This window comes from bacterium (genome assembly GCA_016786595.1).
Taxonomy (GTDB): domain Bacteria; phylum Bdellovibrionota_C; class UBA2361; order SZUA-149; family JAEUWB01; genus JAEUWB01.
This window is the reverse complement of sequence record JAEUWB010000039.1, coordinates 1-12,932: the sequence shown is the minus strand read 5'-3', so window position 1 is coordinate 12,932 and position 12,932 is coordinate 1. Positions and strand designations below refer to the sequence as shown.

Below are 12,932 nucleotides of genomic sequence, written 5' to 3'. Positions count from 1 at the left end.
TGCTCGATTTCAAGTCTTCGTTTGCTGAGAACGATTACCTGAGTACGGAGTCATAGCATGCATTGGCCTCTAAGATCCATGAAACAATCAGATCATGCCGGATTGCCCAAAATCTATGCCCTGCTCTTAGTCTTAGTGCTAGGTATTACACTGGTCTTGAAAACTGCAGGTTATCCTTTAGATGACTTACAGATGGTTTTTTTCCCAATTCTCACGCTGATCTTAGTTTTATATTTAAATGCCCTTGGTCTTTGTATTCCACGGGCTTTGATTCTTGTTGGGTTCGTGCTCTGGGCTGCAGGCATTTTATACATCCGCGGGTTTTTACCCTCAGTGCTTTACAGGCCAGGACCTTATTTAACTCGTTTTACTGACGACCGTTTTGGTTTTCATGCATTCACGATGCGCAGAAATTTTCAAAGTCTTGCCGAAGCCCATAATTTCAAATCACGCTTTGGAATTATCGAAAACCGTATCCAGAACTTGCAAGCAGCGAAAGATTTTTTCGAGAAAAGTTCGTTTGCTACAATGTTAGTAGGTGGCAATGTTAAAGAACTGAGTATTTATTTCCCTGCTGAGTTGAAAATCTTCAGTTCTCAAAATTTACCTGGCATCAGCAAGCAGGGTCGCAATCTTCAAGTTACTTTAGGCAATGTCGATTTTGCAATCGTGACAATTCCAGAGATACTTACGATCTCAACTCACCCGAAGGCGCTTGCCGATCAATATTTTACAGAATTAGCAGAGGTCTTATCGCTAGAGACCGATAGCTCGGATTTGTTTAGCCGCTTGCTGCAATTTCGCTATACTAATATTAGTGGCTGGCAGACGGCTCCGCGCTCGCTTGCGAAGTTAATTTTAGCCAACTATTACCTGAAAGAATACTTGGCTGATACTGCGCAAATTGCCTTACTACGCTGTGCTGAGCGTGAGCTTAATGGCGCCTTATTTAAGCTTCGCGGTGAAGAAGTGCCAGCGCTACATGCTGCGATTCGCAATAATTTGGGAGTAGTGCGCATTCTACTGGCTAAGACCCCCAAAGACTTAGGAGTAGCAAAGAAGCAGTTAATTATTGCTAAGCAAATTGGCTTTAACGCGGGTATCGCTTATCGTGGTAGCACTAGCGCATTAGAGAATATTCGCAACCTACATCGCATCTCTCGTAAGGAGCGGGCATAAGTGCAGCACTTTTCATCGAGCAGCGGAGAGAAGCCTTTTCCGGAAAAGAAAAACCTACAACTATTTTTCATCCTTCTTTTCGTTGCAGCACTTTATATCACACAACAAATTAGCTCGGCTGAATTTTATTTCTCACGCTTGACTGGGGCTGAGCAGCTTAGAGTTGGAATTTTTTCTGCGCTAAATTGGATGCATGCTGAATTCGGATCGGGCCTAACCACTAACTCAATTTGGCTTCCAAGTATTTGCCTGGCCGTGATTGACCAGGTCTTCTTAGAACAATCTCCAATTGTTTTTCTGCTACTAAAGTTTTCCTTGATTACACTGAGTTTCTATTTAGTTTTTAAATTATTTCTACGATTAAGTGCTGCAGAAGCTTTTTCCCTTGGACTTACTTTAGTCACTGGGCTTGGACTTTTTATTGAAGCAGATCTTAACCCTGAATTATTTCTACTTTTTTTTACAATTTGCTCTATGACTTTGCTGCAACTGTATCAGCAGAGGCCTCAAAAAATAATTTTTACTGCTCTAGTATTTTCCGTATGGATGCTTGCGCGTTCAAGTGCAGTAAGTTTACCAGCAAGCTTATTAATCAGCATTTATATTTTAAGTTTAACGATCAAAGCGGGGCAAAAATTTGCAATACTCGTAGCTGTCTGCTTAAGTTTTACGCTTGCTGTTGACGGTCAGATTTTAAGTTTGAATCTAATCCAAGCTCAGCTGCGACACTTCGAGCTGAGCTTGGAGCAATTTTTATCAGCTGACTGGCAAAATCCATTACTCTCGTTTAGCTTTGCTTTTTTCTTGATCCAACTTTGTCTCTTAAGTCTTTGCCGAGTACGCTTTAATGTAAAGCTACATCAGACTGAATATCTAGTGGTCAGTCTAGCCCTCGGGCTTGCTTTAATTGAGCCGCGCTTAGTTGGTGTGGGTATGCTGATCTTGGGTGCAATACTTGCACGAATTTGGCCAATTCTTGCTGGGGATAATCCGCTGAAGATTGCAATTCTTAAGCTTAGTCAACTTACAGAAAAACTTTCATTACTTGGCCTGATTTGGGTGTTATTATGTTTTTCAATTGTGCATGTTAATGCGCTTTGGCAAAAGCCCCTATTCAAAGACCGCGTTTTTGAAGCTGCAGTCAAGCAGCTCTTAGATTTGAATCCCACGGTTGTAATCTTAAATCCAAAGTTAGCCGGACCGCTACTTTTGAGTGCGGCTAGGTCGGGTAATGTGCAGCTCAAGATCAGTAGCGATTTTTTCACCATTCAAAATGATCCACAAATGGCTCGAGCGTTTAAGGAGTTGACCCAAACTGGCCGAAACTGGAATGAAATTTCCCAAAAAACCTCAGCTAATGCCATACTTAGCCTCAGTATAGAGCCTTTAGCTCAAATACTTAAAGCCGCGCCAGAATGGCAGGCAGTTACAGATAATGATTCTAAACTCAAGCCCGAGAGGCGAATCTCGTGGCAAATATTTACTAAGCGTTGACCATGTCTTCTACTCTATTTGATCATCAAGAGTTTTCATTTTTAATTCAATCTGCTGACCCACTCTCAACCAAAGATATAGAAAAACTTAAATGGATTCTTGAAGCAGACCTTGTGCCCACGGGTAAAATTTCGGGCCGCTTTATCGGCCCGAGGAAGGAAATGCTTTCGCCTTGGTCGACAAACGTAACTGATGTGCTGCGCAATATGGGAATCCAGGGAATTTCTCGGATTGAGAGCTTCCAAAAAATCAAAGCTCAGACAGCGGTTGATTTCGACGCAATGCTTCAAGCTGAATATCATGAACTCAGTGAAGTAACCCTACAGAATAGCACTAAACCAGCTCTAACTTTTGGCGTTAAAGACATTGAAGCTTTTAACCTTGAACATGGGTTAGCGCTTTCTCGTGAGGAACTTGATTTTTTAAAATCAGCTGCAACAAGTCTAGAGCGTGAACTTACCGATGTAGAGATTTTTGCTTTTGGACAAATCAACTCAGAGCACTGCCGTCACAAAATCTTTAACGGCAGCTTTGTAATTAACAATCAAGTTCAGGAAAAATCTCTATTTGCTTGGATTAAAGAGACAACTAAACAGTCTGGAGCGCATGTGGTTTCTGCATACTCCGATAACGTTGCTTTCATTCAAGGTGCTGCTACCACGCAATTTGTTCCAAATGCTGTTGACCGCCCCGGAACATATCAGCTTCAGCCGACAGAGGTAGTTTTGTCTCTTAAAGCCGAAACGCATAATTTCCCAACTACCGTTGAACCCTTTTACGGCGCCTCAACTGGATCTGGCGGAGAGATTCGCGACCGCATGGCGGGTGGACAAGCAGGAATTCCACTCGCTGGGATTTCTGTCTATATGACTGCTTACCCGCGGCTTAAAGGCTCACGAGCAAAGAATTGGGAGCAAGCATTTGCTGAACGCCCCTGGAAGTATCAAACTCCTTCTCAAATTTTAATTAAAGCTTCTCTTGGCGCTTCAGATTTCGGTAATAAATTTGGTCAACCAATGCTTTGTGGTTCGCTGTTGACCTTTGAAGGTCAATCAAATCTTGCATTTTACGGCTACGATCGCACTGTCATGCTTGCTGGTGGGACGGGCTATGCCAATTTAAACCAGGCGCATAAATTAAAACCTCAAATCGGCGATAAAGTTGTGGTGCTTGGCGGTGATAACTACCGCATTGGACTTGCTGGTGGATCGGTAAGCTCAGTTGATGCTGGAAATTACGCTAAAGATTTAGAACTCACAGCCATTCAACGGGCTAATCCCGAGATGCAGAAGCGCGTTTTTAACGCGATTCGCGCTTTGGCAGAACTTCCTGAAAACCCAATTAAGTTGATTCACGATCATGGCGCAGGCGGGCACATTAACTGCTTCTCTGAATTGCTTGAAGCTACTGGTGGTAAAATTAAAATCCGCGCTTTGCCAATTGGTGACGAGACTTTGTCGGTCCGCGAGATTCTTTGTAATGAATCGCAAGAACGCATGGGTTTAATTGTCGCTGCCAAAGATTTACCCTTGGTTCAGGCCGTGTGCCTGCGTGAGAATGCTCCATGCTACGTTGTGGGCGAACTAACTGGCGATGGAAAAATTGTTTTTGAAGAAGCAGACTCATCTACTCCATTTAACCTCCCGACTGCAGTTTTATTTGGCAGTTCTCCTAAGCTTAAACTCGAGGATCAAGAACTCAGCTATCAAGTGCAAGCACTTCAAGCTGAAATCAATACGGCTGAGAGTTTTACAACAACGGTGTTGGATCTTTTATCGCTCGAGTCAGTTGCTTGTAAGGATTGGTTAACGAATAAAGTAGACCGCTGCGTCGGTGGAAGGGTCGCCCGGCAGCAATGTGTTGGAGCGTTGCAGTTACCACTCAGTAACGTTTCCATTTCAACTTTGGATTTTACTGGTGAATCTGGCGTGGCGACAGCAATCGGCCATGCACCGATAGCTGGTTTGATTGATGCGCAAGCTGGTGCAATTTTAAGCGTTGCCGAAGCGCTGACCAATTTGATCTGGGCTCCACTGGAAGGTGGGCTCGCTCGAGTTGCGCTTTCTGCTAACTGGATGTGGCCGGCTAAGCGACCAGGAGAGAATGCACGACTCTATCGAGCAGTTAAAGCCTTGTCAGAATTTTGCATTGAACTTGGGATTCCCGTGCCGACGGGAAAAGATTCGCTTTCGATGACAACGCTTTACGGTGCTGAGGAATTAAATCAACAGCAAAAGACTTTGGAGGTGCGTTCTCCAGGAACTGTGATTGTGACAGCAGTTGCACCAACCAAGCGCGTAACAGCTTGCGTTACCCCGGATCTCAAGGCCGGTAGTCAAACGGTGCTGATATATCTCAATTTAAGTGGCTTGAGTACTAACCCTCTTGGTGGGAGCGCTTATGCGCAAACCCGGTCATTAATCGGAGATATTTGCCCGACCGTAGCTGATGCGAAAAAATTTAAATCCGGGTTGGAGCTCATTCAGCAGTTAATTGTTGATGAAAAAATTCTTTCTGGGCACGATGTTTCAAGTGGTGGTGTGATTGCTACTCTTCTTGAAATGGCTTTTGCTGGAGAGCTTGGATTTTCTACTGAAGTAAAGCTTAGTCCTGACTTTTATTTATGCGAAAAGCCAGCAGTAATTATCCAGGTCCGTGAAACAGACAGTAAGGATATTATTGCCCAATTTACAACCACTAAAATCGAAGCATTTACTTTAGCGCGAGTATCAAGTGACAAAGCAATTACACTTTCCACGACAAGCTTTACGTGGCAGCCACAACTCAGCGAACTACGTAAAGCTTGGTTTAAACCTTCCGCACTTTTTGATCAAATGCAGACAGCTCCCGGTAAAGCAGCAGAGCGCTTGGAGAATTTCGACAAACTGCCACTAAATTTTAGCTTCCCCAAGAGTTTTACAGGCAAAAAGAGTGCTCACCAGATTGACCCACTGCGGGCAAGCAGTAGTGGGGTTGTGGCTGCTGTGATTCGCGAGCAGGGGACCAACGGGGATCGTGAAATGGCAATGGGACTTTTTGCCGCTGGCTTTGATGTTCGCGATGTGACGATGAGTGATTTGATCTCTGGACGTGAAACACTTGAAGACATCTCGATGATTGCCTTCCCAGGAGGATTTGCTAATAGCGATGTGCTTGGTGCGGGTAAAGGCTGGGCTGGCGCATGTTTGTTTAATGCTCGTGCTCGCGAAGCTCTGGAACGTTTTTATGCCCGAGACAATACCCTTTCAATCGGAGTTTGTAATGGTTGTCAGCTTGTAGCTGCTCTTGATTTGGTAAGAGATCGCTATTTCCCTGGATTGACGATGCAACAAAATGCTTCAAGGAAGTTTGAAAGCGCTTTTCTCGGGGTTGAAATCAGAGATACGGCAAGCATTATGCTTAAACCTTTAATTGGCACGAAACTTGGGATTTGGGTTGCCCATGGTGAGGGACGCTTTGTGTTGCCAGGTAACGAATCTGACTATGATATTCCTGTGCGCTACCTCTCCAGTAGTTATCCACTTAATCCTAATGGAGCGGACTATAACGCTGCGGGTGTTTGCTCGAAAGATGGCAGACACCTAGTGATTATGCCGCATCTTGAACGCTCACTTTTTCCTTGGAATTGGGGGTATTATCCGCAGGAACGTTTCAAGTCTGATGAACTCTCTCCGTGGTTGTTAAGTTTTCGCGCAGCTTTTGAGTGGATTCGCGCTCGGTTCTAATTGTAGGCCCATGAATTTCGACGCGCATGGTTTGGTTGGCCAGACTATAGCTGGTGCTAAAACTTTTACTTGTTTATAAAAATAACTGATGTTTGCTCAAATTCATATTTTTTACCGCGACATTAATTTTGTTGCGCAAGAGTACCTCTGTCCAGTGCTCGGGCTTGGCGCAATTGAAATCACCAGTCAGATTTGGTTCTACTATCAGCTGCTGATTTTAACAGGAGCTACATTTGCATTTTTCTACTTGCAGCAGAAAAAATTTCAGACTGCGATAATTCAGGCACTGTGCATAGTTGTCGCAATGCTCTGCTTAGCAGGGAAAGATCCCTATCTACTGCGCATTGCTTGGTTTCCACTGTATCTTGTAGCGCTCTTACGACTGCGTGAAAGACCAGGGTTAAAGACACTGACTGATGCGCTGATTTTAGTTATGATCTGGTCAGTTAGTGCCGGTTCAATTGCGGTTCTTGGAACCTTGCTGGCGATTGCCTATCTATTTTATTCAAACAAGGAAAGCCGTTCTAATTCAAAGTTGCTAGCACTGATACTTGTGACGAGCATTGCTCTAGGTTTTTTACTTTTCCCAGCTTATCCAGAGATCGACTATCCGGCCAATGCACGACTTGCTCCGATCAGTAAGCTTAGTTTTAAGTCCACACCTTTAATCGGAGATAGCTTGGCGCCAAATCCCTTGCTAGCTGAGCAATCGCAAAATTGGTCGCTTAGTTATACGGGGATTTTCGCGCTAATTTTTAGTATATATTTTTTAATTTTTGTCTTAAACCGTAAAGATTCTCCAAGCCGTGACCAAACACGAGTTAGGCATGGTTTTATCTTTTGGCTACTAACGATCCTTTGTTTGCAAGTCCATTTGTCTGAGCTAGCTTATTTAAATACCATTTCACCATTTGAAGTTATGTCAAATGTCATCCCGGGAATGTCTGCAGCCACGCCAACGTTAATGCTTTTGCCAATTTTATTACTGTTTGTCGTATTAAACTTGTCTGCTCAATTATCTTTTAAAGCTGGTTTGCAACTCTTATTCTGCCTGAGTTGTTTGTTGATATTAAGGGTGCAGGGAATCTTAGGTTTGGGTCAGCTACAACTTAAAACTCGTGATACTAGGTTTTCTACGGTCCCACTTGAGGAAGGACCTTCAGCCTATGTGCTCTCAAGTTATCAAGTTAACCCCGCAGAGGGCTTTGAAGTTGGAGCGCAATTAAGAAAATTAATTCCGGGCGAGGATTTTACTGCAGAGGTTGTAACTAATATTAATCAGAGCAATGCAAAAAATATTCTTGATCACGACCCAAATACTCGTTGGAATACTGGTCGTCCTCAAACGCCCGGAGATTTTATGACCATTACGCTTGAACAAGCACGCAATTTAAAGCGCGTCGTTCTCTCTGCACCAAAAACCCCGGGCGATTTTCCCCAAGGTATTAAGCTTGAAGTTGGTCAAGACTTAGCGCATTTAGCGACAGTCATCGAGCAATCACCTTGGAATGGGCCACTGCGCTTAAGTCCGAAAGGCTATCCATATTTTGGCTCACAGACCGAAGTCGAAATTAATCTACCAACCTATCAAGCAGTAAAAATCATTCGTATTACTCAACTTGGAATGCACCCGACTCTTGACTGGTCGATTGCCGAGCTTGAGCTATTTGAAGCAAAACTCAATTAGATGTATACCCCTCCCAATATGGAATTCCCTTGGAAAGTGCAAAGATAAGAAGGGGTATATTTTTGTTTTGTTTTGCCTCTCGGCGAAACGGATATACTGCTTGCCAGCACAGTTTTTTCGGGAAAACCTTAATGGAAGCAGTATATAAGCTTTGAAATTAACATGAGCAGACTAGATCCTGAAATTAAGTTTGAGGTAATTGCACCACGAAGTGGTGAATCTCTGGCGACATCTGAAGTTTATCTTTTTGCGGAGCAGGACTATAATTTAGGTGATTTTCTGAGTCTTAAAGATTTAAGGCATAAACTTAGCGAAGAATTTAAGCTTTATCAGCTTGCATCCGCACTCCCAGATTTAAATTCTGTCGATCAATTTGCTGCTAAATTAGGCAGCTACTTTGAGGGTTTTTCGACGCGTAAAATGACTGCGATTGGCATTGGGGCAGGCGGCACACTCGTGCAAGATCTAGCGATTCGTTATCCAAAATTAGTTCGCCGCGTAATTCTAATTAATGCCACAACCCGAATTTGTCCAAGCCTTGGAACGCGCATGATTGACTGGATCGAGTCGCACTTGCCGCTGGGATTACCGTTGAGAAAATTATCTAAAGCATTTGATTCACGCCCAGAGTTGCATCGCGTGCGCTGTCCAGCCTTGATTGTGACACTTCCACGAGCAACGCATTTTGAGACCGCGCAGGCGGAACTTTTAGTTAATGCTATTCCTAATGCCTATGCCGCTAAAGTTACTGCAGTCGAAAATGTTAGTGATAAATTATTTAACTTGATAGATGAATTTCAGAATGTATCAATCAAATGTCCGGCAACTAGTGCAAGGCAAGTTAAAGCTCAAACTGGTTTAGGCAAGGAGTTTTACTCAGATTATCCACAAGGAAGTGGAGTATGACAGAACATTCTCAATCGCAAATTGCAATGACTCCCCAGCAGCGTCGACTTGCTCAAGCCCGAGTTAGTAAGTTTCGTTTGTATCGCGATCTACTTGTCGGCCAAGATGCTAGTTTTTTATTTTTCCTAGGATTTGAGCTTTATAATTTATTTTTAATTAATCTCCCGGGAAGTTTGGGATATGTTCTACGCGGGGCATTTTTGAGTCTTTTTCTTTCAGCGCGATCGAAGCAACCCACGCTTGGTCGCGGTGTTACGATTCGTCATCCACAGCGCATCAATTTCGGTAAGGGAGTGCTCGTCGATGATTATGCAGTGCTTGATGTTCGCAAGGATTCAGCTGCAGTCGAGGCAGGAATTGAGCTTGGCGATGGAGTTTTAATTGGGCGTCAGACGATTATCACATCTAAGAATGCAAAGATTAGTCTTGGAGATGGTGTTAATATTTCTTCACAATGCCGAATTGCCAGCCAAAGTCAGATTACGATTGGCAAGAGTGTGCTGATCGCTGCTTATACGTATATCGGACCTGGTAACCATAGTTTTGATTCAGACGACAAACCTTTAATTGAGCAGCAGATGGAGATTAAAGGGGGGGTGACGATTGGTGACCACGCTTGGATTGGTGCGCATTCGACAATACTCGATGGGGTCGCAATTGGTAAAAATGCAATTATCGGTGCCCATTCTCTTGTGCGAGAGAATGTTCCTGACAATGCAATTGTCGCTGGTAGCCCGGCTAAGATCATTAAATATCGCTAGGAAATATTTAATTAAGTCAGATCTATCTTAGCGAATTTCTTCTCTACCTACGTGGCTTCGGTGGACAAGTCATCAAAAGTCACTTTAGATCAGAAGTTAAAAGGCATTAGTCAAATAGGTATTTGAGGCTGTGAGCAATAAGTTAATCAACTACATTTTTACATTTGGAATCTCTGCACTTTTGATTTCTTCCTGTAGTAGCTGGCTAAATAACAACTTTCTTATTATAGATCTTTTATCTCACTTCCGTATTCAATATCTTTGCATCTCATTATTTCTCTCATTATTTTTATTACTCACTAAAAATCTACGTCTCAGTATCTTTGCATTTTCTGTTGCAATGGTTAATTTCTATGAAATCTTACCTTATTATACAGCAGTTAATCGAAATCATTCTGAAAACGCTCTTCAATCCGAGAATAAAATTAAGATCATGGTGGCAAATGTCTACACTCGAAATCAAAACTACGATCAAGTAATCAGCCTATTTAAAAAACAGGCGCCGGACATTTTGGTAGTTCTGGAGATTGATCGAGAATGGGAGAAACATCTTAATCTAATCAGCGATCTTTTTCCGCATTCATTGAGTAAGCCTCAAGACGATAATTTTGGAATAGCAATTTATAGCCAGCACAAGCCAGAAAGCGTGAGAATCGCCAAGGTTGGAGTAACCGACGCTATTATTGCAAAATTTACGATAAAAAATAAGACATTCAATTTATTCGGAGTCCATGTTCTGCCTCCAGTAAATGAACAATATTTTGAGGGCAGAAATATTGCATATGCTAAACTCAGCGATGCTCTCGCGCAGCTCGGTGAATCAACTATCCTAGTAGGCGATTTAAACTCAAGTATGTGGTCACCTGCTTATCGGCAGTTTATCCATACATCGAAATTATATAACTCCAGACATGGTTTTGGCATGCTACCTACCTGGCCTGCTCATGCGCCTTTATTAGGTATACCAATAGATCACATTCTATACACTCTGGATTGGCATACAATAAGTCTAAAAACTGAAACTGTTATAGGCTCAGACCACAAAGCACTAATGTTTGAAGGGCTATAAGGTGATAACCTGGGATCTAGTTGGCAGCGTATTCTTGTATATGAGTAGATAATTTTAAAGATAACCGATGCCAGCGGCTAAGCCAATAAAAGAAGCAGTCTGTGCAAAACCTACTTCAAAAACATTATCTAGCACTTTACTCGTGCACGCGAACTAGATAACTTTTATCGACTCGCCACTCAAATCTTTCCAGTAATGGTCACGGGAAATAACTACTGCTGTGCCGAGCACTTTGCTGCTAATAGTAAAGCGTGTGGAGATATCTACCCATGCATGAAGTTCACTAAATCGGCAGCTATTGTAAATTGACAATTTTGTTACTAACAGAATTCGAATAATTGGCTTTTTGACAGATTCCGGCTTGAGCGGCTTTTTTTGATGGAAGCCCTATGATCTAACAGTAGATCTCGTTTGTATATCGGAAGGCGAGGATGAGGGGGAGGCATGACATCTTTTAAAGGGGATGTGTAGCTACAAGAATTCGGAATTGAAAAAATCAAACCTCGCAATTCCAGATTACAGCAGACTTAAGATTGTAAATCCCGTCATCTCTATCCCGCGCATGGCCACACACAATCTGACAAGTTGCCTCAAGGCTACTGGCCCGATCCTCAAGTGCCACATAATATTGTGGGCTGCAGTCGCCAGGGCAATCCTGCATTAACTTCTCTCCATCAGTACCCTTGCCTTGTGAAAAATCACCAAACCAAGAGCAGAGCTGGTCGATGTTATTAGAAAGTAACCCCGTACCAGAAGCCAATCTCTGCAGTAGGTTCACTTATATTGGCACCTGTAACCGGCGGCATGTCCGGAATCGCTGCTCCAGTTATTGTTACGGAAGGTGTGGTAAACGGGGCTATGATTGGAACAATCATAGGACATGTCATTGACAAGAATATCGAAACCATGACGGAGAGAATCAGTTCCAGTAACAAGAATTGCAGTATTAGGTCGGTTACAACATTGGAAATGTCTGAACCTCCCCCAGTTTTCCGGACAGGTATAAACCTGTGATAAGGAGAACGTATGAGAAAGAGATACAGTAAGGAGTTTAAGGCCGAGGCGGTGCGATTGGTGCGGGAGGAGAGCCTGAGCGTAGCTCAGGCTGCGCGGGACCTGGGGATTAATGACAACACGTTGTATAACTGGTTGGCAAGCGCGGCGGGTGATCCGGTTGCCGAAGGGAAGCAGCCAGAAGCAGAGGAGCTGAAGCGATTAAGGCGGGAGGTGCGGCAGCTTCGGCTGGAGCGTGACATTTTAAAAAAAGCGACGGCGTATTTTGCGAGGTCGTCGAGCGACGATACGAGTGGATTATGAGCCATCAGAAGGAATATCCGTTAACGGCGATGTGTAAAGCGTTTGCGGTGAGCCGTTCTGGCTATCATGAATGGCTGACACGGGGAGATTCGCCAAGGGCGGTTGAGAACGCAGCGCTAACGAATAGGATCAAAGTGATTCATGCCGATAGTTTCAAGACCTACGGGTCACCTCGAGTTGCCAAGGAGCTAATAGGGCAAGGAATCCGCTGTGGAGAGAACAGAGTGGCTCGATTGATGCGGGAAGCTGGGATTGTTTCGAACCGGTATAAACGGCGGTTCAAGCCGGTTACTACTCAATCAGATCATCAAGAGCCGGTGGCGGAGAATATTATCAATCAAGATTTCTCAGCAACGGCGCCTAACCAGAAGTGGGGAAGCGATATTACTTACATTCCGACGAAGGAAGGTTGGTTGTATCTAGCGGTGGTATTGGATTTCTTTTCCAGAGAAATTGTCGGCTGGGCAACATCGAATAGTTTAAATTCGGATGTAGCGGTAGCGGCGCTGCTCAAAGCAGCCGGCAGAAACCAGCTGCCCGCAGAGCTCGTTCATCATTCTGATCGAGACATTCAATATGCTTGTTTTCGTTACAGACGCCTCCTTCAGAGCATGCGCATCCGGCAAAGCATGTGTCGCAAGGGAAATTGTTATGACAATGCCATGACTGAGAGCTTTTTTAATACTTTAAAAGTGGAGCGGATTCATCAGATGGATTATCCTTCTCGTGAAGCCGCCACGGCAGATATCGGTGGCTACATCGAGAACTTTTATAACTCCAGGCGACGACATTCG

9 protein-coding genes and 1 pseudogene are annotated in these 12,932 nt (G+C 43.7%); 9 read left to right on the top strand and 1 reads right to left on the bottom strand.

The features are described from left to right. The first annotated feature begins 78 nt into the window (after positions 1 to 78). The 7 genes from JNK13_06085 to JNK13_06055 all read left to right on the top strand — a co-directional run bounded on the left by JNK13_06085 (position 79) and on the right by JNK13_06055 (position 10,821). Positions 79 to 1,179, top strand: a complete 1,101-nt coding sequence (locus JNK13_06085; GenBank protein ID MBL7662305.1) for a hypothetical protein — start codon at positions 79 to 81, stop codon at positions 1,177 to 1,179. Next, complete coding sequence (locus tag JNK13_06080; protein MBL7662304.1) at positions 1,180 to 2,673, top strand: hypothetical protein; 1,494 nt, start codon at positions 1,180 to 1,182, stop codon at positions 2,671 to 2,673. Between the two features lie 2 nt (positions 2,674 to 2,675). Then, a complete protein-coding gene (gene purL / locus JNK13_06075; protein MBL7662303.1) occupies positions 2,676 to 6,398 on the top strand; it encodes a phosphoribosylformylglycinamidine synthase in 3,723 nt (1,240 codons plus the stop codon). Between the two features lie 88 nt (positions 6,399 to 6,486). Continuing rightward, positions 6,487 to 8,085: a discoidin domain-containing protein gene (locus JNK13_06070; protein MBL7662302.1), complete on the top strand. Its 1,599-nt coding sequence runs from the start codon at positions 6,487 to 6,489 to the stop codon at positions 8,083 to 8,085. 162 nt (positions 8,086 to 8,247) lie between these two features. Further along, positions 8,248 to 8,991, top strand: a complete 744-nt coding sequence (locus JNK13_06065; GenBank protein MBL7662301.1) for an alpha/beta hydrolase — start codon at positions 8,248 to 8,250, stop codon at positions 8,989 to 8,991. Further along, complete coding sequence (locus JNK13_06060) at positions 8,988 to 9,752, top strand: acyltransferase (protein MBL7662300.1); 765 nt, start codon at positions 8,988 to 8,990, stop codon at positions 9,750 to 9,752. The genes JNK13_06065 and JNK13_06060 overlap by 4 nt, the downstream gene beginning before the upstream one ends. A gap of 130 nt (positions 9,753 to 9,882) precedes the next feature. Beyond that, a complete protein-coding gene (locus tag JNK13_06055) occupies positions 9,883 to 10,821 on the top strand; it encodes an endonuclease/exonuclease/phosphatase family protein (GenBank protein MBL7662299.1) in 939 nt (312 codons plus the stop codon). Between the two features lie 496 nt (positions 10,822 to 11,317). Here the strand turns inward: JNK13_06055 and JNK13_06050 are convergent, their stop codons facing one another. Next, positions 11,318 to 11,599, bottom strand: coding sequence for a hypothetical protein (locus JNK13_06050; protein MBL7662298.1), 282 nt, complete (start codon positions 11,597 to 11,599; stop codon positions 11,318 to 11,320). Between the two features lie 248 nt (positions 11,600 to 11,847). Between JNK13_06050 and JNK13_06045 the strand changes: the two genes are divergently transcribed. Both JNK13_06045 and JNK13_06040 read left to right on the top strand, forming a co-directional pair. After that, complete coding sequence (locus JNK13_06045; protein ID MBL7662297.1) at positions 11,848 to 12,138, top strand: transposase; 291 nt, start codon at positions 11,848 to 11,850, stop codon at positions 12,136 to 12,138. After that, positions 12,081 to 12,932: pseudogene (locus tag JNK13_06040) on the top strand (IS3 family transposase). Before JNK13_06045 ends, JNK13_06040 begins: the two are co-directional and overlap by 58 nt.

Coding starts and splice junctions, on each gene's coding strand:
- JNK13_06045 (MBL7662297.1), top strand. CDS start 11,848: ATGAGAAAGAGATACAGTAAGGAGTTTAAGGCCGAGGCGGTGCGATTG.
- JNK13_06065 (MBL7662301.1), top strand. CDS start 8,248: ATGAGCAGACTAGATCCTGAAATTAAGTTTGAGGTAATTGCACCACGA.
- purL (MBL7662303.1), top strand. CDS start 2,676: ATGTCTTCTACTCTATTTGATCATCAAGAGTTTTCATTTTTAATTCAA.
- JNK13_06060 (MBL7662300.1), top strand. CDS start 8,988: ATGACAGAACATTCTCAATCGCAAATTGCAATGACTCCCCAGCAGCGT.
- JNK13_06070 (MBL7662302.1), top strand. CDS start 6,487: ATGTTTGCTCAAATTCATATTTTTTACCGCGACATTAATTTTGTTGCG.
- JNK13_06085 (MBL7662305.1), top strand. CDS start 79: ATGAAACAATCAGATCATGCCGGATTGCCCAAAATCTATGCCCTGCTC.